This is a genomic window from Streptomyces sp. NPDC001663 (genome assembly GCF_042893105.1).
In the GTDB taxonomy this organism is placed as follows: Bacteria; Actinomycetota; Actinomycetes; order Streptomycetales; family Streptomycetaceae; genus Streptomyces.
In genome coordinates this window covers 59,347-81,027 of sequence record NZ_JBIAUR010000027.1, presented here as the reverse complement: position 1 = coordinate 81,027, position 21,681 = coordinate 59,347, and the positions used below count along the sequence as shown (strand labels likewise).

The 21,681-nt window shown below is 71.2% G+C and carries 19 protein-coding genes and 1 riboswitch; of the genes, 11 read left to right on the top strand and 8 right to left on the bottom strand.

Features of this window, described 5'->3' with window-relative positions; translation table 11 throughout:
- The first annotated feature begins 31 nt into the window (after nucleotides 1-31).
- The 3 genes from ACFY1L_RS51635 to meaB are packed head-to-tail and all read left to right on the top strand — an operon-like array spanning nucleotide 32 to nucleotide 4,988.
- Entirely contained in the window at nucleotides 32-1,840 is a 1,809-nt protein-coding gene (locus ACFY1L_RS51635; protein ID WP_388842317.1) for a methylmalonyl-CoA mutase family protein, read from the top strand.
- Entirely contained in the window at nucleotides 1,840-4,014 is a 2,175-nt protein-coding gene (gene scpA / locus ACFY1L_RS51630) for a methylmalonyl-CoA mutase (protein ID WP_388842315.1), read from the top strand. Before ACFY1L_RS51635 ends, scpA begins: the two co-directional genes overlap by 1 nt.
- Complete coding sequence (gene meaB / locus ACFY1L_RS51625) at nucleotides 4,011-4,988, top strand: methylmalonyl Co-A mutase-associated GTPase MeaB (RefSeq protein WP_388842313.1); 978 nt, start codon at nucleotides 4,011-4,013, stop codon at nucleotides 4,986-4,988. Before scpA ends, meaB begins: the two co-directional genes overlap by 4 nt.
- 76 nt (nucleotides 4,989-5,064) lie before the next feature.
- Here meaB and ACFY1L_RS51620 read toward each other — a convergent pair whose 3' ends face one another.
- Complete coding sequence (locus tag ACFY1L_RS51620) at nucleotides 5,065-5,328, bottom strand: hypothetical protein (RefSeq protein WP_388842311.1); 264 nt, start codon at nucleotides 5,326-5,328, stop codon at nucleotides 5,065-5,067.
- A gap of 122 nt (nucleotides 5,329-5,450) precedes the next feature.
- Nucleotides 5,451-6,857 carry a short-chain fatty acyl-CoA regulator family protein gene (locus ACFY1L_RS51615; RefSeq protein ID WP_388842309.1) on the bottom strand — a complete coding sequence of 469 codons (1,407 nt, stop codon included), beginning with the start codon at nucleotides 6,855-6,857 and terminating at the stop codon, nucleotides 5,451-5,453.
- A gap of 287 nt (nucleotides 6,858-7,144) precedes the next feature.
- Here ACFY1L_RS51615 and aceA point away from each other — a divergent pair, with 287 nt between their 5' ends.
- From aceA to metE, 4 genes are all read left to right on the top strand, one after another.
- The gene (aceA, locus tag ACFY1L_RS51610) at nucleotides 7,145-8,431 is read left to right on the top strand and encodes an isocitrate lyase (RefSeq protein ID WP_388842307.1); all 1,287 of its coding nucleotides are present in this window, start codon (nucleotides 7,145-7,147) and stop codon (nucleotides 8,429-8,431) included.
- A gap of 25 nt (nucleotides 8,432-8,456) precedes the next feature.
- Nucleotides 8,457-10,043 (top strand): malate synthase A, encoded by a 1,587-nt coding sequence (aceB, locus tag ACFY1L_RS51605; protein ID WP_388842305.1) that lies wholly within the window; start codon nucleotides 8,457-8,459, stop codon nucleotides 10,041-10,043.
- Nucleotides 10,040-10,903 (top strand): 3-hydroxybutyryl-CoA dehydrogenase, encoded by an 864-nt coding sequence (locus ACFY1L_RS51600; RefSeq protein WP_388842303.1) that lies wholly within the window; start codon nucleotides 10,040-10,042, stop codon nucleotides 10,901-10,903. Before aceB ends, ACFY1L_RS51600 begins: the two co-directional genes overlap by 4 nt.
- Nucleotides 10,901-11,124, top strand: a riboswitch (cobalamin riboswitch). It overlaps the preceding gene by 3 nt.
- Before the next feature lie 152 nt (nucleotides 11,125-11,276).
- Nucleotides 11,277-13,595 carry a 5-methyltetrahydropteroyltriglutamate--homocysteine S-methyltransferase gene (gene metE, locus ACFY1L_RS51595; protein ID WP_388842301.1) on the top strand — a complete coding sequence of 773 codons (2,319 nt, stop codon included), beginning with the start codon at nucleotides 11,277-11,279 and terminating at the stop codon, nucleotides 13,593-13,595.
- A gap of 28 nt (nucleotides 13,596-13,623) precedes the next feature.
- Here the strand turns inward: metE and ACFY1L_RS51590 are convergent, their stop codons facing one another.
- Nucleotides 13,624-14,265, bottom strand: coding sequence for a superoxide dismutase (locus tag ACFY1L_RS51590; RefSeq protein WP_388842299.1), 642 nt, complete (start codon nucleotides 14,263-14,265; stop codon nucleotides 13,624-13,626).
- A gap of 186 nt (nucleotides 14,266-14,451) precedes the next feature.
- Here ACFY1L_RS51590 and ACFY1L_RS51585 point away from each other — a divergent pair, with 186 nt between their 5' ends.
- Nucleotides 14,452-15,084 (top strand): precorrin-8X methylmutase, encoded by a 633-nt coding sequence (locus tag ACFY1L_RS51585; RefSeq protein ID WP_388842297.1) that lies wholly within the window; start codon nucleotides 14,452-14,454, stop codon nucleotides 15,082-15,084.
- 224 nt (nucleotides 15,085-15,308) lie between these two features.
- Here ACFY1L_RS51585 and ACFY1L_RS51580 read toward each other — a convergent pair whose 3' ends face one another.
- Nucleotides 15,309-16,073 (bottom strand): cobalt-precorrin-6A reductase, encoded by a 765-nt coding sequence (locus tag ACFY1L_RS51580; RefSeq protein WP_388842295.1) that lies wholly within the window; start codon nucleotides 16,071-16,073, stop codon nucleotides 15,309-15,311.
- Between the two features lie 18 nt (nucleotides 16,074-16,091).
- On the opposite strand from ACFY1L_RS51580, the gene ACFY1L_RS51575 reads away from it, so the two are divergent.
- Entirely contained in the window at nucleotides 16,092-17,240 is a 1,149-nt protein-coding gene (locus tag ACFY1L_RS51575) for a cobalt-precorrin-5B (C(1))-methyltransferase (RefSeq protein WP_388842293.1), read from the top strand.
- 53 nt (nucleotides 17,241-17,293) lie between these two features.
- Complete coding sequence (locus ACFY1L_RS51570; RefSeq protein ID WP_388842291.1) at nucleotides 17,294-17,788, top strand: NUDIX domain-containing protein; 495 nt, start codon at nucleotides 17,294-17,296, stop codon at nucleotides 17,786-17,788.
- Nucleotides 17,789-17,792: 4 nt separating this feature from the next.
- Here ACFY1L_RS51570 and ACFY1L_RS51565 read toward each other — a convergent pair whose 3' ends face one another.
- From ACFY1L_RS51565 to ACFY1L_RS51550, 4 genes are all read right to left on the bottom strand, one after another.
- Nucleotides 17,793-18,323, bottom strand: a complete 531-nt coding sequence (locus tag ACFY1L_RS51565; protein WP_388842289.1) for a hypothetical protein — start codon at nucleotides 18,321-18,323, stop codon at nucleotides 17,793-17,795.
- 133 nt (nucleotides 18,324-18,456) lie between these two features.
- A complete protein-coding gene (locus ACFY1L_RS51560) occupies nucleotides 18,457-18,957 on the bottom strand; it encodes a DUF6174 domain-containing protein (protein WP_388842287.1) in 501 nt (166 codons plus the stop codon).
- Nucleotides 18,958-19,072: 115 nt separating this feature from the next.
- A complete protein-coding gene (locus ACFY1L_RS51555; RefSeq protein WP_388842285.1) occupies nucleotides 19,073-19,810 on the bottom strand; it encodes a DUF1775 domain-containing protein in 738 nt (245 codons plus the stop codon).
- On the bottom strand, nucleotides 19,771-20,532 hold the full coding sequence (locus ACFY1L_RS51550; protein WP_388842283.1) for a hypothetical protein: 762 nt from the start codon (nucleotides 20,530-20,532) through the stop codon (nucleotides 19,771-19,773). Before ACFY1L_RS51550 ends, ACFY1L_RS51555 begins: the two co-directional genes overlap by 40 nt.
- Before the next feature lie 399 nt (nucleotides 20,533-20,931).
- On the opposite strand from ACFY1L_RS51550, the gene ACFY1L_RS51545 reads away from it, so the two are divergent.
- Nucleotides 20,932-21,627, top strand: coding sequence for an FG-GAP repeat domain-containing protein (locus ACFY1L_RS51545; RefSeq protein ID WP_388842281.1), 696 nt, complete (start codon nucleotides 20,932-20,934; stop codon nucleotides 21,625-21,627).
- Nucleotides 21,628-21,681 lie beyond the last annotated feature (54 nt).

Genomic DNA, 21,681 nt, shown 5'->3' with positions numbered 1-21,681 from the left:
CTCCTTTGCGTCTCTGACCTAACATCCGAGCATGACGGTCCTGCCTGACGACGGGCTCGAACTGGCCGCCGAGTTCCCTGACGTTTCCCACGAGCAGTGGCAGCGCCTCGTGGCGAGTGTCCTGCGCAAGGCGGGCAAGGACGTCGAGGGTGCCGAGGCCGAGGAAGCCCTGTCCACCGCGTTGGAGGACGGGTTGCGCACCCGTCCCCTGTACACATCGCGCGATGCCGCGCCCGAGCCGGGCTTCCCCGGGTTCGCGCCCTTTGTGCGCGGCAGCCGAGCCGCGGGGAACACCGTGGGCGGCTGGGACGTGCGGCAGCGGCACACCACCGCCGACGGTGACGCGGTGCTCGCGGACCTGGAGAACGGTGTCTCCTCGCTGTGGCTGGTCGTCGGCGAGAGCGGCATCCCGGTGTCATCCCTCGGCCGGGTCCTCGACGGCGTCTACCTCGACCTGGCGCCCGTCGTGCTCGACGCCGGCTGCGAACTCGAGGCCGCCGCACAGGAGTTGCTGCGGCTGTACGAGGAGCGGGGCGTCGCCAGCGAGGCCGTGCGCGGCAGCCTGGGCGCCGATCCCCTCGGTCACGAGGCCCGCACCGGACAGCCGTACGAATTCGCACCGGTGCTCGGACTCGCCCGCCGGTGCGCCGAGGAGTACCCCGGGCTTCGGACGCTGACCGTCGACGCACTGCCGTATCACGAGGCCGGAGGTTCGGCCGCGCAGGAGCTGGGGGCCTCGCTCGCCACCGGAGTGGCGTATCTGCGGGAGCTGACCGAGGCCGGGCTGAGCGTCGAACAGGCCTGTGCGCAGCTGGAGTTCCGGTACGCGGCGACCGCCGACCAGTTCCTGACGATCGCCAAGCTGCGGGCCGCGCGCCGACTGTGGGCGCGCATCGCCGAGGTCAGCGGCGCACCCGGCGCCGGGGCGCAGGTCCAGCATGCCGTCACCTCTCCGGTGATGATGTCGCGCCGCGACCCGTGGGTGAACATGCTGCGTACGACCGTCGCCACGCTGGCGGCCGGAGCGGGCGGCGCCGACGCCGTCACCGTGCTGCCCTTCGACGACGCACTCGGCCTGCCGGACGCGTTCGCGCGGCGCATCGCCCGCAACACCTCGACGATCCTGATCGAGGAGTCGCATCTGTCCCGGGTGATCGATCCGGCGGGCGGTTCCTGGTACGTGGAGCGGCTGACGGACGAACTCGCCCATGCGGGCTGGGAGTTCTTCCGGTCCATCGAGCGGGACAGCGGCCAGGCCGCCGTGCTGCGCTCCGGCCGGATCCGCACGGACCTGGCGACGACGTGGGCGGAGCGCTCCAAGAGGCTCACCAAGCGGCGTGAGCCCATCACCGGTGTCAGCGAGTTCCCGCTGCTGACCGAGAAGCCGGTGGAGCGCGAGCCCGCGCCCGAGCCGCCGTCCGGCGGGCTGCCCCGGGTGCGGCGCGACGAGGCGTTCGAGGCCTTGCGCGCCCGCTCCGACGCCCATCTGGCCGCGACCGGCTCTCGCCCGCGCGTCCACCTGGCTGCGCTCGGCCCGGCCGCCGCACACACCGCCCGGCTGACCTTCGCCGCGAACCTCTTCCAGGCGGGCGGCATCGAGCCGGTCACCGAGGGCATGTTCGAGGACGGCGGCGCCACAGAGGTCTGCCTCTGCTCCAGCGACGCCCTGTACGAGGAGCAAGCGGAGTCCGTGGCCGCGCAGTTGAAGGCCGCCGGTGCCGCGCACGTGTTCCTCGCCGGGCGGCCCGGGCAGTACGCCGGTGTCGACTCGTACGTCTTCGCGGGCTGCGACGCCGTCGCCGTGCTGTCCGCCACCCTCGACCGCATGGGAGTGTCCTGATGGGAATCCCCGACTTCTCCGGGATCGAGCTGGGGAGTCCGGCCGCGGACGGCACCGCCGACGAGTGGCGTACAGCCGTGAAGCGGGCGACCGGCGGGGACGACCTGCTGTGGGAGACCCCGGAGGGCATCCCGGTCAAGCCGCTGTACACCGGGCAGGACCTGGAGGGCCTTGACTTCCTGGGCACCTATCCCGGTGCCACCCCGTATCTGCGCGGCCCGTACCCGACGATGTACGTGAACCAGCCCTGGACGATCCGCCAGTACGCGGGCTTCTCGACCGCCGAGGAGTCCAACGCCTTCTACCGCAGGAATCTGGCGGCCGGTCAGAAGGGCCTGTCGGTCGCCTTCGACCTGCCGACACACCGGGGTTACGACAGCGACCACCCGCGCGTGACCGGTGACGTCGGCATGGCGGGCGTGGCCATCGACTCCATCTACGACATGCGGCAGCTGTTCGACGGGATCCCGTTGGACCGGATGTCGGTGTCGATGACGATGAACGGCGCCGTGCTGCCGGTGCTCGCGCTGTACATCGTCGCCGCCGAGGAACAGGGCGTTGCGCCCCAGAAGTTGGCCGGGACCATCCAGAACGACATCCTCAAGGAGTTCATGGTCCGCAACACCTACATCTATCCGCCGAAGCCGTCGATGCGGATCATCTCCGACATCTTCGCCTTCACCTCGCAGCGGATGCCGCGCTACAACTCAATCTCCATCTCCGGCTATCACATCCAGGAGGCGGGTGCGACGGCCGATCTGGAGCTGGCGTACACGCTCGCGGACGGAGTGGAGTACATCCGGGCCGGGCGTGAAGCCGGCCTGGACGTGGACGCGTTCGCGCCCCGGCTCTCCTTCTTCTGGGCGATCGGCATGAACTTCTTCATGGAGATCGCCAAGCTGCGGGCCGCGCGCCTGCTGTGGGCGAAGCTGGTCAAGCAGTTCGACCCGCAGAACACCAAGTCCCTTTCCCTGCGCACCCATTCGCAGACCTCCGGCTGGTCGCTGACCGCGCAGGACGTGTTCAACAACGTCACGCGCACCTGCGTCGAGGCGATGGCGGCCACCCAGGGCCACACCCAGTCGCTGCACACCAACGCCCTCGACGAGGCGCTCGCGCTGCCCACCGACTTCTCCGCGCGCATCGCCCGCAACACCCAGCTCCTCATCCAGCAGGAGTCCGGCACCACCCGGGTCATCGACCCCTGGGGCGGCAGCGCCTACGTCGAGAAGCTCACCTACGACCTCGCCCGCCGCGCCTGGCAGCACATCCAGGAGGTCGAGCAGGCAGGGGGCATGGCCAAGGCCATCGACGCGGGCATTCCCAAGCTGCGCATCGAGGAGGCCGCGGCCCGCACCCAGGCCCGTATCGACTCCGGACGTCAGCCGGTCATCGGCGTGAACAAGTACCGCGTCGACAGCGACGAGCAGATCGATGTCCTCAAGGTCGACAACTCCTCCGTGCGCGCCCAGCAGATCGAGAAGCTGCGGCGCCTGCGGGCAGAGCGTGACGAGACCGCCTGCCAGGACTCGCTGGACGCACTGACCCGGGCGGCCGGCGGCGACGGCAACCTGCTGGAGCTGGCGGTGAACGCCGCCCGCGCCAAGGCCACCGTCGGCGAGATCTCCGACGCCCTGGAGAAGGTGTACGGCCGGCACGCGAGCCAGATCCGTACGATCTCCGGCGTGTACCGCAACGAAGCAGGAGAGTCCCCGTCCGTGGACCGCACCCGCACCCTGGTGGACGCCTTCGAGGAGGCCGAGGGGCGCCGCCCGCGCATCCTCGTCGCCAAGATGGGCCAGGACGGTCACGACCGCGGCCAGAAGGTGATCGCCACCGCCTTCGCCGACCTCGGCTTCGACGTGGACGTCGGCCCGTTGTTCCAGACCCCGGCCGAGGTGGCTCGCCAGGCCGTCGAGGCGGACGTGCACATCGTCGGGGTGTCCTCGCTGGCCGCCGGGCACCTCACCCTCGTACCGGCGCTGAAGGAGCAGCTGGCCGAGGAGGGACGCGAGGACATCATGATCGTGGTTGGCGGGGTGATTCCGCCCCAGGACGTGCCCACGCTCCTGGAGATGGGTGCGGCGGCCGTCTTCCCGCCCGGGACGGTGATCCCGGACGCGGCGTACGACCTGGTCGAGCGGCTGTCGGACGATCTCGGGCACGACCTGTGATCGATGTCGACGCCTATGTGAAGGGTGTGCTCGACGGGAAGCGTGCGATCATCGCGCGCGCCATCACGCTCGTCGAGTCCACCCGGCCCCAACACCGGCTGCTGGCACAGGAGTTGCTGACCGAGCTGCTCCCGCACAGCGGCCGCGCCCGGCGGATCGGGGTCAGCGGGGTGCCGGGCGTGGGCAAGTCGACGTTCATCGACGCGTTCGGCACGCTGCTGACGGGACTCGGCCACCGGGTGGCCGTGCTGGCCGTCGACCCGTCCTCCAGCCGTACCGGCGGCTCGATCCTGGGCGACAAGACCCGTATGGAACGCCTGGCCGTGGACCCGGCGGCGTTCGTGCGCCCCTCCCCCACCGCGGGCACGCTGGGCGGGGTCGCCAAGGCCACCCGCGAGTCGATCGTGGTGATGGAGGCGGCCGGCTACGACGTGGTGCTCGTCGAGACGGTCGGCGTGGGCCAGTCGGAGACCGCGGTCGCGAACATGGTCGACTCCTTCCTGCTGCTCACCCTCGCCCGCACCGGCGACCAGTTGCAGGGCATCAAGAAGGGTGTCCTGGAGCTGGCCGACGTGATCGCGGTCAACAAGGCGGACGGCCCGCACGAGCGCGACGCACAGGCGGCGGCGCGTGAACTGGCGGGCGCGCTGCGGCTGATGCACGGCAAGGACGCGGTCTGGGCGCCACCGGTGCTGAGTTGCAGTGCCCGCGAGTCGACCGGTCTGGAGACGGTGTGGGAGCGCCTGGAGCAGCACCGCACGCTGCTGGACTCCACCGGACGGCTCACCGCCAAACGCCGTGACCAGCAGGTCGACTGGACCTGGTCGATGGTCCGCGACGAACTCCTCGGCCGCCTGCACGCCGATCCCGCCGTACGAGCACTCTCCCCCGGTCTCGAACAGCAGGTCAGGGACGGTGAGTTGACGGCGACGCTGGCAGCAGAGCGCATTCTGCGGGCGTTCGGCGAACACTGACCGGACACAGCGCTGGAGGGGCCCGCTCGGCTTGTGACGGCAGCGCGGACCCCTCTTGGCAAGGGGCTTCTACGTCCTACAGGCCCAGGGGCGATTCCTCGGCACCGCCGAAGCCCTGCCCCTCTCCCTGCCCCTGTCCGATGTCCACGCTCCCTTCGCCGCCGAAGGCGGGACCGGCCGGGTCACTGATCGCGGGTCCCGCCCAGCCCTCGTTCCCCTGGCTGCCGGTGCCGCCGCCGACGTTGAACTTGTCGTGGTTGTCCGCGTTGGCGGTGGTGGCGCCGCCGAGGACGACCAGGGCCCCGAGAGCGGTGGCGGCAAGTGCGGTGCGGATACGCATGCGTACTCCTGTGGGTTGGGTGCTGTGCTCTTATGAACACCACCCGGAGGCAACCGGTACACCACCAGCCACTCGGACGAGTGACGCCCGTCCTGGTGCGGAAAGACGGCCCACGGCCCCCGTCACGTCGCCTGGTCCGCCACCGGATAAGGCACGAACGTGCTGCTGTTCTGGTCGATCCGCAGGGGACGGCCCAGAGGCGGCACGGCGCGCTGAGGGCAGTCGAGGCGTTCGCAGACGCGGCAGCCCATGCCGATGGGCGTGGCGGCGGAGGCCTTGGTGAGGTCGAGGCCGTCGGAGTAGACCAGCCGGTGGGCATGGCGGATCTCGCAGCCCAGCCCGATGGCGAACGTCTTGCCGGGTTCGCCCCAGCCGCCGCGGTGGCGGGTGACGGCTCGGGCCGTCCACAAGTAGCGCTGCCCGTCCGGCATTTCGGCGATCTGGACGTGGATGCGGCCGGGCGCGGCGAAGGCCTCGTAGACGTTCCACAGCGGGCAGGTGCCGCCGGCCCGGGAGAAGTGGAAGCCGGTCGCGGACTGCCGCTTGGACATGTTGCCGGCCCGGTCGACGCGGACGAAGGAGAAGGGCACGCCGCGCAGGCGGGGGCGCTGGAGGGTGGACAGGCGGTGGCAGACGGTCTCATAGCCCAGGCCGTAGCGGTCGGTAAGCCGCTCGATGTCGTAGCGCACCTCCTCGGCGGCCGCGTGGAAGGGGCCGTACGGCAGGATCAGCGCGGCGGCGAAGTAGTTGGCGATGCCGATGCGGGCCAGGGCGTGGGTGGGTGAGCCGGGCGGGAAGTCCTCGGCGGCCTGCCGGTCGAGTTCGTCGCCGTACTCGAGCAGGGCGAGTTGGGTCGCCATGCGGAAGGCACGCTGGCCGGGGCGCAGGCGGCCGGACAGGTGGAGGGTGCGGGACGTCGCGTCGTAGTGGTGCAGATGGTCGGCGGTCTCGACGGCCAGGCGTACGCCGTGACGGTCGGTCAGGCGGGTGGTGAGGGCGCGTACGACCTCCCCGGGCCGGATGCCGGTCTCCTCGGCCAGGTGCTCGGCCGCGAGGTCGGTGTCGTGCAGGTAGTTCTGGCGGCGGTAGAAGAAGTCGCGGATCTCCTCGTGCGGTGAGCGGGGGCCGGTCTGTTGGCTGTCGCGGCCGTCGGCGGCTCCGGCGAGCCGCTCGGCCAGGAGCTGGTTGCGGCGGCCGAGGTCGAGCAGAACCTGCGCGACCGCGGGCATGCGGGAGGAGACTTCCGCGAGGTCGGACGGGGAGATCCGGGCCTCGGCGAGCTCGCCGGCCAGCGCCTCCCGCAGATCGGCGACCAGCCGGGTGGTGTCGCGCTCCGAGAAGAAGGCGGGGTCGACACCGAAGGCCTCGGTCAGCCGGAGCAGGACCGGCACGGTGAGCGGGCGGGAGTCGTGCTCCATCTGGTTCAGATAGCTGGGCGAGAGGCCGAGGACCCGGGCCAGTTCTGCCTGACTCATCCGGCGCTCCTCGCGCAGCCGCCGCAGCCGCGCGCCCGCGTAGATCTTGCTCACCCGGACCTCCTTCCGACTGCCCGCAGCCTAGCCGGTCCGAAGCTTCGCAACCTTGGCAGAACGGAGCCGGAAGATTCGCAGAAGTTGGCAGCGGTCTACCCTTGATGGCACTCAGTGCCACTGCCAGAGTCGTGCTGCGACCCGCTGGAGAACTCGGCAGCTCATCGCCATTGCTAACTCTTCGCTCATCAGTGAGGCACGGCGGGCCACCCATACCAGCGAGGCACAGAGCGCTTCGCACTCTTCACCAACGACCTTCGGCTTCCACCCCTTTCAGGAGACGATTCATGGCGCACGCAGGCACATCGACGGCGGCGGACGAGCTGGCCCGCAAGTGGGCGACCGACCCGCGCTGGAGCGGCATCGAGCGCACCTACGGCGCGGAGGATGTCGTACGGCTGTCCGGCAGCGTCCACGAGGAGCACACCCTCGCCCGGCGCGGCGCCGAGCGGCTGTGGTGGCAGCTGCACGAGCTGGACTACGTCCACGCGCTCGGCGCGCTCACCGGCGGCCAGGCGGTCCAGCAGGTCAAGGCCGGGCTGCAGGCCGTCTACCTGTCGGGCTGGCAGGTCGCCGCCGACGCCAACCAGGCCGGGCACACCTACCCCGACCAGAGCCTGTACCCCGCCAACTCCGTGCCGCAGGTCGTGCGGCGCATCAACAACGCGCTGCTGCGCGCCGACCAGATCGCCACCGCCGAGGGCGGAGGCGACCGTACGGACTGGCTGGCGCCGATCGTCGCCGACGGGGAGGCCGGATTCGGCGGACCCCTCAACACCTTCGAACTGACCAGGGCGATGATCGCCGCGGGTGCCGCGGGCATCCACTACGAGGACCAGCTGGCCTCCGAGAAGAAGTGCGGCCACCTCGGCGGCAAGGTCCTCGTGCCGACCGCACAGCACATCCGCACCCTCAACGCGGCCCGCCTCGCCGCCGACATCGCCGACGTACCCACCGTGATCATCGCCCGTACGGATGCGCTGGCGGCCAACCTGCTCACCAGCGACGTCGACGGGCGGGACGCCGAGTTCGTCACCGGGGAGCGCACGGCGGAGGGCTTCTACCGGGTGCGGAACGGGATGGCACCGGTGATCGCCCGCGGGCTGGCGTACGCGCCGTACGCCGATCTGCTGTGGATGGAGACCGGCACCCCGGACCTGGCCCAGGCCCGCGAGTTCGCCGAGGCGATCCGCGCGCGGTATCCCGACCGGATGCTGGCCTACAACTGCTCGCCCTCCTTCAACTGGAAGGCCGCGCTGGACGACGACCGGATCGCCAAGTTCCAGCGGGAGTTGGGGGCAATGGGCTACAAGTTCCAGTTCATCACCCTGGCCGGCTTCCACTCCCTCAACCACGGCATGTTCGACCTGGCCCGCGGCTATGCCGAGCACGGCATGACCGCCTATGTCGACCTCCAGGAGCGGGAGTTCGCCGCGCAGCAGCACGGCTTCACCGCCGTGCGTCACCAACGCGAGGTCGGCACCGGCTACTTCGACCTGGTCTCCACCGCCGTCAACCCGGCCTCCTCGACGACCGCGCTGACCGGTTCCACGGAGGAAGAGCAGTTCCACTAGGCCGCCCCCACCCGAGGAGAACCTGATGTCCACCAGCGCACTGACCCATCGCGCCCGGGTCCTCGCGGCACCGGGCGAACGCCATGACGAGATCCTCACGCCCGCCGCCCTCGACTTCGTCGGCCGGCTGGCCGCCGCCTTCGGCGAGCGTCGTCCAGGACTGCTGAAGGAGCGCCGCCGGCAGGCGATACGCCTCGCGGCGGGCTCCCCGCTCGACTTCCCCATGGTCACCTCCGCCGTCCGCGCCGACCCCGAGTGGTGCGTGGCGCCGCCCCCGCCCGGCCTGGCGGACCGCCGGGTGGAGATCACCGGCCCGCCGAACCGCCGTATCGCCGTCAACGCGCTCAACTCCGGTGCGCGGGTGTGGATGGCGGACTTCGCGGACGCCACCTCCCCCACCTGGGGGAACATCATCGGCGGCCAACTCTGCCTGCTCGACGCCGTCGAGCGCCGGATCGACTTCACCACTCCGGAGGGCAGGGAGTACCGGCTCGGCGCACCCGACCGCCTGGCCACGATCGTGGTCCGTCCGCGCGGCTGGCATCTGACGGAGGAGCACCTGGAGTTCGACGGCGGGCCCGTGCCCGCCGCGCTGGTGGACTTCGGGCTGTACTTCTTCCACTGCGCCCAGCGGCAGATCGACGCCGGGGCAGGGCCGTACTTCTACCTGCCGAAGCTGGAGAACCGCTACGAAGCCCGGCTGTGGAACGACGTGTTCGTCCTCGCCCAGGAGCTGCTCGGCATCCCGCGCGGCACCGTGCGGGCCACCGTCCTCATCGAGACGATCACCGCCGCCTTCGAGATGGAGGAGATCCTCCATGAGCTGCGCGAGCACAGCGCCGGGCTCAACGCGGGCCGCTGGGACTACCTGTTCAGCCTCGTCAAGACCTTCGGGCATCGCAGCGACTTCCTGCTGCCGGACCGGTCGAAGGTGACGATGACCGCCCCGTTCCTGCGCGCCTACACCGAGCTGCTGGTGCGCACCTGCCATCGGCGCGGCGCCCACGCCATCGGGGGCATGGCAGCAAACCTGCCCGGACGGGATCCCGCCGCTCTCGCCGAGGTGCGGCTGGACAAGGAGCGCGAGGCCGAGGCCGGATTCGACGGCTCCTGGGTCTCGCACCCCGGCCTCGTCCCGGTCTGCCGCGAGGTCTTCGACGGCGTCCTGGGCCACCGCCCGCACCAGATCGCGCGCAACCGGGACGACGTGGAGGTGTCCGCCGCCGACCTGCTGTCCGTGGGCCGGATCGCCGGCCCGCCCACACCGGAAGGGGTGCGCACGGCTGTCGCCGTCGCGCTGCGCTACCTCGACGCCTGGCTGCACGGGCGGGGAGCCGTCGAACTGGACGGGCTGATGGAGGACACGGCAACCGCGGAGCTGGCCCGCGTGCAGATCTGGCAGTGGCTGCGGCACCGTGTCGTGGACCGCGAGACGGTGCTACGGCTGCTCGACGACGAGCTGACGGCCCTGGGCGCCGAGCATCCCTGGGCGAAGCTCGACGAAATACGGGCGATCTTCGAACGGACGGCCCTGCAACCGGAGTTGCCGCTCTTCTTCACCGCGGACGCCTACACCCGCCACCTCGTCCGGCACCCGGAGGCTCGGTCATGAGCCGGGACATCCGGCGCGTCGGCGTGGTCGGCGGCGGACAGATGGGTGCCGGTATCGCCGAGGTGTGCGCCCGGGCCGGGCTGGACACCGTCGTGTGCGAGGCGGACGCCCTGGCCGCGCAGGCCGCACACGATCGCGTGGCCGCCTCGCTTGACCGCTCCGTGCGGCACGGCAAGCTCGACCCGGCGGAAGCACGGGTGGCCCTCACCCGAATCGCCTTCACCGGCAGCCTCGAAGACCTCGCCGACCGTCAACTCGTGGTCGAGGCCGTCACCGAGAACCCCGACGCGAAGACGGAGATCTTCTCCGCCCTCGACAAGATCATCGAGGATCCGGAGGCGATCCTGGCCACCAACACCTCCGCCATCCCCGTGATGCGCCTGGCCATGGCCACGTCCCGCACCGATCGCGTCCTCGGGCTGCACTTCTTCAACCCCGTACCGGTCATGCCCCTCGTCGAGGTCGTCACCTCGCTGCACACCCGTCCCGAAGTGGCCGCGACGGCCGAGGAGTTCGTGACGGCAATCCTCGGCAGGACGGCGATCCGCTCCCGTGACCGCGCCGGCTTCGTCGTCAACGCCCTGCTCGTGCCGTACCTGCTGTCCGCGATCCGCATGGCCGAGTCCGGCTTCGCCACCGCCGCCGACATCGACGCCGGCATGGAGCGGGGCTGCGCCCACCCGATGGGGCCGCTGCGGCTGGCCGACCTGATCGGCCTGGACACCGTCGCCGCCATCGCCGAGTCGCTGTACGAGGAGTTCAGGGAACCGCTGTACGCCCCGCCGCCGCTGCTCCAACGCATGGTCCAGGCGGGCCTGTTGGGTCGGAAGTCCGGCCGCGGCTTCCACACGTATGTATAAGCTGGCTGTGCAGCTGGTTCGCCCTGCCCACCAGGCAGGCGCGTCGCAAGAGGGAACCCGGTGGGAATCCGGGACTGCCCCGCAGCGGTGAGCGGGAACGACCGCCGTCATACGCACTGGATCCGGACGTCCGGGCCCGGGAAGCGACGGCCAGTAGGTGCCTCGTACGACACGAGGCGTGCCCGTGAGTCCGAAGACCTGCCACTGCCCGCGTACGACCCACTCGTGCGCGGAGATTCCGGTGACCTCGAGGGCGGTCGGCGAGCACAACGGGCAGGCACGCGCCGCGTGTCGTCGCCCGTTGGCCGTTCCTTCGCGTCCTCACCCCGTCGCCGGGGTCGTTCGACGAACAGAGCTCGCGAAGGAGAGTCTCGTGACAGCGAAGTCCGCAGCCGCGGCAGCACGGGCCACCGTGTACGGCTACCCCCGCCAGGGCCCGAACCGGGAACTGAAGAAGGCGATCGAGGGCTACTGGAAGGGCCGCGTCACCGCCGACGCCCTCCACCGCACGGCCGCCGAACTGCGCCGCGCGAACTGGCGGGAGCTGGCCGACGCAGGCGTCCACGAGGTGCCGACCGGTGACTTCTCGTACTACGACCACGTCCTGGACACCACCGTCATGCTCGGCGCCGTCCCGGCACGCCACCGTGCCGCGGTCGAGGCCGACGCGCTCGACGGCTACTTCGCCATGGCCCGCGGCACGCAGGACGTGGCGCCGCTGGAGATGACGAAGTGGTTCGACACCAACTACCACTATCTGGTGCCCGAGTTGGGCCCGGACACGGTGTTCACGGCCGACTCGGCCAAGCAGGTCGGCGAGTTGACGGAGGCGCTGGCCCTCGGGCTGACGCCCAGGCCGGTGCTGGTCGGCCCGGTCACGTATCTGCTGCTCGCCAAGCCCGCGCCGGGCGTGGCCGCGGACTTCGAACCGCTGACGCTGCTGGACCGGCTGCTGCCCGTCTACGCCGACGTCCTCGCCGATCTGCGGGCCGCCGGCGCCGAGTGGGTGCAGCTGGACGAGCCGGCCCTCGTCCAGGACCGCACCCCGGCCGAACTGAATGCCGCCGCCCGCGCCTACCGCGACCTGGGCGCCCGCACCGACCGTCCGAAGCTGCTCATCGCCTCCTACTTCGACCGGCTGGGTGAGGCCCTGCCCGTCCTGGCCAAGGCGCCGGTCGACGGGCTCGCGCTGGACTTCACCGGACCGGCCGTGGCCAACCTGGACGATCTCGCCGCGATCGGCGGCCTGTCCGGCAAGCGGCTGGTCGCGGGCATCGTGGACGGCCGCAACGTGTGGATCAACGACCTGGGCCGGTCCCTGTCCACGCTGGCCACGCTCCTTGGACTCGCCGACCGGGTCGACGTGGCCGCCTCCTGCTCCCTGCTGCACGTGCCGCTCGACGCCGGCGCCGAGCGCGACATCGAACCGCAGATCGCCCGCTGGCTCGCCTTCGCCCGGCAGAAGACGGCCGAGATCGTCACGCTGGCCCGCGGCCTGGCCCACGGCACCGACACCATCGCCGCCCAACTGGCCGCGAACCGCGCCGACCTGGCCTCCCGCGCCGGGTCGCCGATCACCCGCGCCCCCGCCGTTCGGGCCCGCAGCGCCGCCGTCACGGACGCCGACGCGCGCCGCTCCCGGCCGTACGCCGAACGGGCCGTCGCCCAGCGCGCCCACCTGCGTCTGCCCGTCCTGCCGACCACGACCATCGGCTCGTTCCCGCAGACGGCCGAACTGCGCACAGCCCGCGCCGACTTGACGGCCGGACGGATCGACACCGCCGGATACGAGGAGCGCATCAGGGCGGAGATCGGCGAGGTGATCGCCTTCCAGGAGAAGATCGGCCTGGACGTCCTCGTGCACGGCGAGCCCGAACGCAACGACATGGTGCAGTACTTCGCCGAGCAGCTCACCGGCTACCTGGCCACGCAGCACGGCTGGGTGCAGTCCTACGGCACCCGTTACGTCCGTCCGCCGATCCTCGCCGGCGACATCTCCCGGCCCGAGCCGATGACGGTGCGCTGGACGACGTACGCCCAGTCCCTCACCGCGCGCCCGGTCAAGGGCATGCTCACCGGTCCGGTCACGATGCTGGCCTGGTCCTTCGTCCGCGACGACCAGCCCCTCGCGGAGACCGCCCGGCAGGTCGCCCTCGCCCTGCGCGACGAGGTCAACGACCTCGAGACGGCGGGCACTTCGGTCATCCAGGTGGACGAGCCCGCACTGCGCGAGACGCTGCCGCTGCGGGCCGCCGACCGCCCGGCCTACCTGGCGTGGGCCACGGAGGCCTTCCGGCTCACCACGAGTGCAGTGCGTCCGGACACACAGATCCACACGCACATGTGCTACGCCGAGTTCGGCGACGTCGTCCAGGCGATCGACGACCTCGACGCGGACGTCATCAGCCTGGAGGCGGCCCGCTCCCACATGCAGGTCGCCCGCGAACTGGCCGCCCACGGCTACCCGCGCGAGGCGGGACCCGGCGTGTACGACATCCACTCGCCCCGGGTGCCGAGCGTGGCCGAGGCAGCCGCCCTGCTGCGCAAGGGACTTGAGGCGATCCCCGCCGAACGGCTGTGGGTCAACCCCGACTGCGGCCTGAAGACCCGTGGTTGGCCTGAGACCCGCGCGTCGTTGGAGAACCTGGTCGCCGCGGCCCGAACGGTCCGTGCGGAGCGGGCCGGTTCCTGACGGGACACCGGCCCGGCACGTTACGCCGTCACGGCGCGAGCAGCAGGCTGTCGCCGCGCTCCTTCGCGGCGGCGTAACGCCGGGCCACGTCCCGCCAGTTGACGACCTTCCACATGGCCTCGATGAAGTCGACCTTCTGGTTCTTGTACTGCAGGTAGAAGGCGTGCTCCCAGGCGTCGAAGACCAGGATCGGGGTCGAACCCTGGCCGACGTTGCCCTGGTGGTCGTAGACCTGCTCGACGATGAGCCGGCCGCTGAGCGGCTCGTAGGCGAGCACGCCCCAGCCCGAACCCTGGGTCGTGGCCGACGCCTTGGACAGCTGCGCCTTGAAGTTCGCGAACGAACCGAACGACTCGGCGATGGCGTCCGCGAGCTCGCCGACACCGTCCTTCTCCAGCGGCTCGCCGCCGCCGTCGCCGGTCATGTTGTGCCAGTAGATGCTGTGCAGGATGTGCCCGGAGAGGTGGAAGGCCAGGTTCTTCTCCAGGCCGTTGATCGAGCCCCACGACTCGTTGTCGCGCGCCTCGGCCAACTGCTCCAGAGTGTCGTTCGCGCCCTTGACGTACGCCGCGTGGTGCTTGTCGTGGTGCAGTTCGATGATCTCGGGGCTGATGACCGGGGCGAGCGACGCGTAGTCGTACGGGAGCTCCGGGAGCGTGTAAACCGCCATGTCCAACGTCCTCCGACGCTATTGCCTATGATGTGCAACTGCACGCTAGCAGCAGAAGTGTGCGCCCGCCGATCAGGCCTTGGTCCTAGGACCCTTGTCGCTCCTGGGTATGCTCGCCGCCGTGTCCGCCCTGGTGGGGATGGCCGCAGAACCCGTACGACGAACGAGAGCAGCGAGAAGACCACCGTGACCACGTACGACTACGAGAAGGACGGCGCGGCCATCTACCGCCAGTCCTTCGCCACCATCCGCGCGGAGGCCGACCTCGCGGGGCTGCCCGCCGACGTCAGCCAGGTCGCGGTGCGGATGATCCACGCCTGCGGAATGGTCGACCTCGCACGGGACTTGGCGTACACCCCCGCCGTCGTGACCCGCGCCCGCGCGGCCCTGCGCGCCGGCGCGCCCGTCTTCACCGACGTGCAGATGGTGGCCAGCGGCGTGACCCGCAGGCGACTGCCCGCCGACAACGACGTGATCTGCACGCTCTCCGACCCCACCGTGCCGGACCTCGCGGCGAAGCTCGGCACCACCCGCAGCGCCGCCGCCCTGGAGCTGTGGCGGGATCGGCTGGAGGGCGCGGTGGTCGCCGTCGGCAACGCGCCCACCGCGCTGTTCCGGCTCCTGGAGATGATCGAGGAGGGCGCGCCCCGGCCCGCCGCCGTCATCGGTGTGCCGGTCGGTTTCGTGGGCGCCGCCGAGTCCAAGGACGCGCTGGCCGCCAACGCGTCCGGTCTGGAGTACCTGGTCGTGCGCGGCCGCCGGGGCGGCAGCGCCATCGCGGCCGCCGCGCTCAACGCGATCGCGAGCGAGGAGGAGTGAGCGGCAAGCGGCCCGCCGGGGGCGGCTGAACGGGGTCAGTCCAGGCAGAGAGCGGCAATCCGCCGCAGTCGGGCGGCGGTTCGGTCGGCGACGACTTCGCTGCCGGTCGAATCGGTGGCGCCGCAACCGGCCCTACTCGGCGCCCTGTTCGGCGGGCCGGGCCAGCCGTCCACTTCTCCTCGATGCGGCCGACCTTCCACACCAGCAGGGCCGCGCGTCAGGATTCAGTCAGCCGGGCGGAAAGCAGGCAGGTCGAGGCGTTCCGCGAGCCAGCGGGCTGCTCCTTCCGGGTCGGATACGACCGGGACTCCCTCGGGCACCGCAGGCCGCCGGACCACGACCACCGGCACTCCGGCCTCCCGGGCCGCGGCCAGCTTCGGCGCGGTGGCCGCTCCCCCGCTGTCCTTGGTCACCACGACGTCGATGCGATGGCGGCCGAGCAGCTCGCGCTCGCCGTCGAGGGTGAAGGGGCCGCGGTCGAGCAGCACCTCCATCCGGGGCGGGTGCGGGGGCTCGGGCGCTTCGACGGAGCGTACGAGGAACCACAGCTCCGTCAGGTCCGCGAAGGCGGCGAGGCCCGTCCGGCCGGTGGTGAGGAAGATCCGCCGTCCGAGTCCGGGCAGCAGTCCGGCGGCCTCCTCCAGCGAGCCCGCGTCGTGCCAGTGGTCACCCTCGACGGGGACCCAGCCGGGGCGGCGCAGGGCGAGCAGGGGAACATGGGCGGTGGCGGCGGCCCGCGCCGCGTGGCAGCTGATGGTTCCGGCGAAGGGGTGGGTGGCGTCGATGAGCGCGTCGACGGCGTGCTCGCGCAGCCATTGCGCCAGCCCCTCGCTCCCGCCGAACCCGCCGACGCGCACCTCGCCCGGCGGCAGCCGGGGACTTGCGACCCGCCCGGCGAGGGAGCTGGTCAGCCGCAGGCCGGGCGTGCCGTGCAGCAGCTCGGCGAGGCGGCGGGCCTCCGTGGTGCCGCCGAGGATCAGTACGTGCATGGGAGTTCGGGTCCGTTCATGAGCAAGAGTGAAGGCGGAGGCGTCGGTGCGGCGAAGGGCGGTCGCGGTGCCCAACTCAAGCACACCGGTCTGCGGCCGGGCTGGACCACCGGTGCCTGTGCGACGGCGGCCACGACGGCCGCGTACACCGCGCTGCTGACCGGCGAGTTTCCCGACCCGGTGACGATCACCCTGCCCAAGGGGCAGACACCGTCGTTCACGCTGGCGGCCGAGGAGCGGACGGACGCGTCCGCGACGGCGGGCATCGTGAAGGACGCGGGCGACGACCCGGACGTCACGCACGGGGCACTGATCAGGGCCACGGTACGGCGGCTGCCCGCCGGGGCCGGCGTGGTCTTCAGGGCGGGCCCCGGCGTGGGGACGATCACCCGGCCCGGCCTGCCGCTGCCGGTCGGCGAACCCGCGATCAACCCCGTTCCCCGTCGGATGATGCGCGACCACATCGCCGAGGTCGCCGCCCGGCACGGCGGCACCGGTGATGTCGAGATCACCGTCTCCGTCGACCACGGCGAGGAGATCGCCCGCTCCACCTGGAACCCGCGCCTGGGCATCCTCGGCGGCCTGTCCGTCCTCGGCACCACCGGGATCGTGGTGCCGTACTCCTGCTCGGCGTGGATCGACTCCATCCGGCGGGGCGTGGACGTGGCACGGGCGGCCGGGCGTACACATGTCGCCGGCTGTACCGGGTCGACGTCGGAGAAGACGGTCGTCGCCGAGTACGGCCTGCCCGAGGACGCTCTGCTCGACATGGGCGACTTCGCGGGCGCGGTGCTGAAGTACGTCCGCCGCCATCCCGTCGACCGCCTGACGATCTGCGGCGGCTTCGCCAAGCTCTCCAAGCTGGCTGCCGGCCACCTCGACCTCCACTCGGCCCGCTCCCAGGTGGACAAGGGCTTCCTCGCCGAACTGGCCCGACGCGGCGGCGCCCACGAGTCCCTGGCCGCCGAGCTGGCCGAGGCCAACACCGCGCTCGCCGCGCTCCAGTTGTGCATGGCGGCCGGGGTGCCGCTGGGCGACCTCGTGGCGACGGCGGCCCGCGACGAGGCACTGGCGGTGCTGCGGGGCGCGCCCGTCGCGGTGGACGTGATCTGCATCGACCGGGCGGGAGTGGTGGTGGGGCGCAGCACGGTAGCCGGTACGCGATGAGCATCGGACCAGTGCGGCGGATGTGGTGCCGGGAGCCTGCGAGGATGACGGGCATGACAACAGACCGTGCGGAAAGGCAGGTTGACCCGGCTCCCGGTGCGACGGAACCTCTGGCGGTGGTGGCGGCCGCGATCGTCGAGGAGGGGCGCCTGCTCGTCGTGAGCAAGCGGGCCGCCCCCGACGTCTTCTATCTGCCGGGCGGCAAGCCGGACGCGGGTGAGGAGCCGCTGGACACCCTGTCCCGCGAGCTGGACGAGGAACTGGGAGTTCAACCCGTGGAGCCTCGCTTCCTGGCGGAGGTCGAAGCCGTAGCGGCCCTCGAGGGGATCCCGATGAGGATGACGGTCTTCGCGGCGCGGCTCGACGGGCTGCCCGAGCCCGCCGCCGAACTGGCGGACCTGCGCTGGGTTTCGGGCCACGAACGGGACATCCACCTCGCTCCCGCCGTTCAGGACCATGTCCTTCCGCTGCTGCGGCACAGCGGCTTGCTAGCGCAACGCGGAACCGGCTCCGGCGGCCGTTGCGGTACCGCGCCGCCACTGAACTGACGCGTCAATCGTCCTTGCAGGCCGTGGCTTTGAATTCCGCCAGGGGGACGATGGCCGTGGACTCGTCGCCATTGGCCGAGATGTCGTCGTAGAGGACCGTGGCTGGGGTGAGCCGGGACCGGTCGGTCAGGGTGAAGGAGACGCTGCTCGAGGACCACGAGTTGTCCTTGGTCCAGCCGTAAAGGGCATACGTGGTCCTGGCGTTGAGCCGAGGAAGAGACGTGGTCGTGGTCCAGTCGGCAGCAGGTGCATCGAGGGGCCACGTGGTGAGACCGGCCTTGAGGGGGCGGTGGGCGGTCCATGAGCCGACGGTCCGTTCGTCGTCGGCATCTTCGCTTTCCACGTAGACGGTCGCGCCATCGATCTGATGCCCGCACACCATCATGACGCCGAGCAGATGGCCGTCGTCGGTCACGGAGATGCCGGCGACGGCGTCCTCGGGAACCGTGCAGCCTGCTGTCGCGGTCAGGGCCAGGCCGGCCGCCACGAAACCGACGACTCGCCGGAACACCGACGGCAAAGCGATCGACCGCATAGAGCCCCCCCTGCCCCCGGGGGCGCTTCCAGTTCCCCCTACACCTCGGATCGTAAGGACGTTCCGTGCCGAGTCGGAGCGTCGCCGCCCACACGTTGCGCCCTCGTTGTGACCTCGTAGCCCACCGGCGAAATCAGGCAGCGGGATCCGTCGAGGGCGCCCCCGATGAGCCCTGCGGTGTGTAGGAGCTGATGACGTACAAGGCTTCGTCGTCGATGGCGTTCTTTTCCCAGTCCAAAGAGATCCGCACCGGTCGCCCGTCGGCCGCGTAGTCCGCCTCCGCCGTGTCCGCGCCTTCGCTTCGCGCCTTGTCGAGCCTCTTCAACAGCTCGCCGATCGTCGGCACTTCACCGGGCAGCTCCCGCACCTGGCGCCGACTGTCCTCGTCGACCCCGACCGCCTCCGTCACCTTGCCGTCCCGGACCTTGACGCGGAAGGTCCCCGCCAGGACCTGGGTGGTCGACGTCAGCGTGTAGGAGTACGAGGAGGGCTCTTCCCAGGTGTCCTTCGGCTTGTTCTCCATGGCGGATTCCGGGGACGCCGAGGAGCCGCAGGCGGTGGCCGCGCACAGCACAGCCCCGGCCAACGTGGCGGCGGACACGGAACGAGCACGGTAACGACGTCCGGCGGTCATGGTGGCTCCCTCGGTAGCGGTCACCACTGTGACGCCGACGGGCCGAAGAGCGTTCACGGCATTGGGCGGACCGTCGCCCCGGGGCGGTGCTGCCGCGGGGCGACGGCGGTGAACGTCAACTCTGCGACGACGCGTTGCGCCGCTGCACGAGCCACCACGCACCGCCACCGAGCACCGCCAGCCCTGCGAGGACGACACCGATGATGACGCCGGTCGAGCTGTTGTCGTCCGACTCTGCGGTCTTGGCGTCGGTGTCGGAGGCTGCGGCCGCGGCCGCGGCCTCCGACTCGGTGGCCGACGGCGTCGGGCTGAGCGTCGTGCTCCCGCTCGGGCTGGGACCGACCGTCTTGGCACCCGGGGCCGCGGCCTTCAGCTTCAGGACCGGCGCGGGCTGCTCGGGTTCCTTGCCGCCGGTGGGCAGTTCGATCCAGCGGGAGACTTCTCCGTCGCTGTACGTCTCGACGGTCTTGAAGACCAGTTCCTTCTCGTCCGGCAGCTGCCGGACCTTGATCTTGTGCTCGGCGTCGACGCCGGTCTTCAAAGCGGGTCCGCCGAGGCTGTAGCCGTCGCTGGTGGCCGTCAGCTTCCAGCCCTTCGGCGCCTCGTCGAGCGTCACGTCGGCGGCTGCGATGCCCTCGGGCAGCACGATGCGGAGCTTGGTGAAACCGGCCGAGTCGGACTCGGCCTCGGAGACGAAGCTCAGGGTGACGTTCTCGGCGAGGGCCTGGGGACGGTCGGCCTCGACCTCCGCGTGTGCGGCGGCCGGTGCGGCGAGGGCGAGCGTGGCCGTCAGGGCGGCGGCACCGGCGAAAGCTATACGGCGGCCGACACGGGCCAGGGGGTGGGTGGGCATGGACACAGGGGAACTCCTTGCAGATACGGGAGAATCCGGCCCCGTACGTGCCGGGGCCGGTGAAGAATCGGAAGGTGCTCCCGTCGCGGTGGTCCCCTGCGCACCACCGCGTGCTCCAACACCCCCTCCCGCGCCTGTGCCGCCCCCGCGAAGAACCCTCCCGTACGACCGTCGGGTAGCCGGGGCAACGCGCGATCCGGGTCGGCCATCGACCGCGGCAGGACCTGAGCCACGACGGCCGAGGCGGCCCGGGCCAGCGTGCGCAGCGTGCCGAGCGCGGCCGTCATCCGTACGTCCGCCCGGTGCAGCAGCCAGGCCACCACCAGCGCGGCGGCCGTGTGCACCGTCGTCATTGCCGCTCCGGCTTGATGCCAGGCATGACCGTCCTCGGTGGCAGCAGTCATGTGCCCGGCGTGCTGTGGCATCCCCATCGAGGTGTCGCCGTCCGTGCAGGACAGCGCGAGATGCAGCAAGCCCTGCATGGCCAGCGTGACCATGACCGTCGCGACCGGCGCGTAACGGCGGCGAGCGAGCGGCCAGACCGCCGCGAACTGCACCGCGATCAACGCGGCCAACTGCCGCCACGGCACCGTGACTTCGGCGACCGCGTGGTGCCCGAAGGTTGCGAGCACGGTGCCGAGCACGGCGAACAGGCCGGCCCGCGCACACGCTCCCGCATGGCTGGCTCGGCCTGCTCCGGCACGTTGCTCGTGCCCGGTCATGTGATCAGGCGGCACGGTCGCCCATCATTCCCTACGGACAGTCAGGACTGGGCGCCGAGCTCTCAGGTCGGGCGCTGGGCGAAATCGCGGTCCCGTGACACGTGGCTCACGGGCGAACCCCCTACGTTCCCGTGACCATGGCAAAGAGGCTCTCTGCGAAGTGGCAGGGCGAGGCCAAGTCGGCGGTGTAGGCCGAACCTTGGTCCGAGGAGCGTCCTTCGGGCTGTCCAATCACCGCCGGAGCCGTGGCCGGGGCGGTGCGCCGGGAGCGCTGACACCACTCGCACGCGGCCTGCCTACGCCCGCCGCCCCTCCGCTCCGCCGCCCTTCCGCAGGACCCGGCGAATTCTGGCCGTCGGTACCGCCGGCGCGTTAGCGCTCGGTGCAAGCGTCGTGGCCATGGCGTCGGCGGTCGGGCCGCTCACGGCGAAGGCCGCCGACTGCTCGTCCGGCATCGTCTTCACCCAGTCGGACACCGCCGCCGCGGTCGGTGACAACCCCCGGCACGTGGTGACCGGCGATCTCGACGGCGACGGGAACGCGGACGTCGTCAAGGCCGACAACGACGCCGGCGCGGTGTCCGTGCTGCTGGGCAACGGCGACGGCACTTTCGGCGACGCCACCACGTACACGGTGGGTGACAAGCCGTACCAGTCCGTGATCGCCGACTTCGACGCCGACGGCAACCCGGACATCGCCACCGCCGACGTCGCCACCGCGGGCGGTGTCAGCGTGGCGCTCGGCAACGGCGACGGCACATTCGGCGAGGTCACGGAGTACTCCAGCGTCGCCCGCCTGTACTCCATCACGCACGGCGACTTCGACGGCGACGGCCGGCCCGACCTGGCCACCGTCAGCAACGGCTCCAACACCCCCGACGATGTGATCGACGTACTCGTGTCCTCCCTCAACGGGAACTCCGTCTCCGTCTTCCAGGGCACGTCGGGAGGCGGCCTGAGCGAGCTCACCGGACTGACGGCCGCCTGCGCCTACGAGGCCGCGGCCGCGGATCTGACGGGCGACGGCACTCAGGACCTGGTGGTGGCGAGCAGCAGCAACAACCAGGTGGACGTCTTCACCGGCCCCTGCGGCTGACAGCCGCTCGCACGGTCGGCCACGATCGGCTGCGCAGGTCACACCCGAGTCTGT

Bases quoted from the DNA above. Each gene is read 5' to 3' on its own strand.
- ACFY1L_RS51635 (WP_388842317.1), top strand. From the start codon at position 32: ATGACGGTCCTGCCTGACGACGGGCTCGAACTGGCCGCCGAGTTCCCT.
- scpA (WP_388842315.1), top strand. From the start codon at position 1,840: ATGGGAATCCCCGACTTCTCCGGGATCGAGCTGGGGAGTCCGGCCGCG.
- ACFY1L_RS51620 (WP_388842311.1), bottom strand. From the start codon at position 5,328: ATGCGTATCCGCACCGCACTTGCCGCCACCGCTCTCGGGGCCCTGGTC.
- aceA (WP_388842307.1), top strand. From the start codon at position 7,145: ATGGCGCACGCAGGCACATCGACGGCGGCGGACGAGCTGGCCCGCAAG.
- aceB (WP_388842305.1), top strand. From the start codon at position 8,457: ATGTCCACCAGCGCACTGACCCATCGCGCCCGGGTCCTCGCGGCACCG.
- ACFY1L_RS51600 (WP_388842303.1), top strand. From the start codon at position 10,040: ATGAGCCGGGACATCCGGCGCGTCGGCGTGGTCGGCGGCGGACAGATG.
- ACFY1L_RS51590 (WP_388842299.1), bottom strand. From the start codon at position 14,265: ATGGCGGTTTACACGCTCCCGGAGCTCCCGTACGACTACGCGTCGCTC.
- ACFY1L_RS51580 (WP_388842295.1), bottom strand. From the start codon at position 16,073: ATGCACGTACTGATCCTCGGCGGCACCACGGAGGCCCGCCGCCTCGCC.
- ACFY1L_RS51575 (WP_388842293.1), top strand. From the start codon at position 16,092: ATGAGCAAGAGTGAAGGCGGAGGCGTCGGTGCGGCGAAGGGCGGTCGC.
- ACFY1L_RS51570 (WP_388842291.1), top strand. From the start codon at position 17,294: ATGACAACAGACCGTGCGGAAAGGCAGGTTGACCCGGCTCCCGGTGCG.
- ACFY1L_RS51565 (WP_388842289.1), bottom strand. From the start codon at position 18,323: ATGCGGTCGATCGCTTTGCCGTCGGTGTTCCGGCGAGTCGTCGGTTTC.
- ACFY1L_RS51560 (WP_388842287.1), bottom strand. From the start codon at position 18,957: ATGACCGCCGGACGTCGTTACCGTGCTCGTTCCGTGTCCGCCGCCACG.
- ACFY1L_RS51555 (WP_388842285.1), bottom strand. From the start codon at position 19,810: ATGCCCACCCACCCCCTGGCCCGTGTCGGCCGCCGTATAGCTTTCGCC.
- ACFY1L_RS51550 (WP_388842283.1), bottom strand. From the start codon at position 20,532: ATGACCGGGCACGAGCAACGTGCCGGAGCAGGCCGAGCCAGCCATGCG.
- ACFY1L_RS51545 (WP_388842281.1), top strand. From the start codon at position 20,932: ATGGCGTCGGCGGTCGGGCCGCTCACGGCGAAGGCCGCCGACTGCTCG.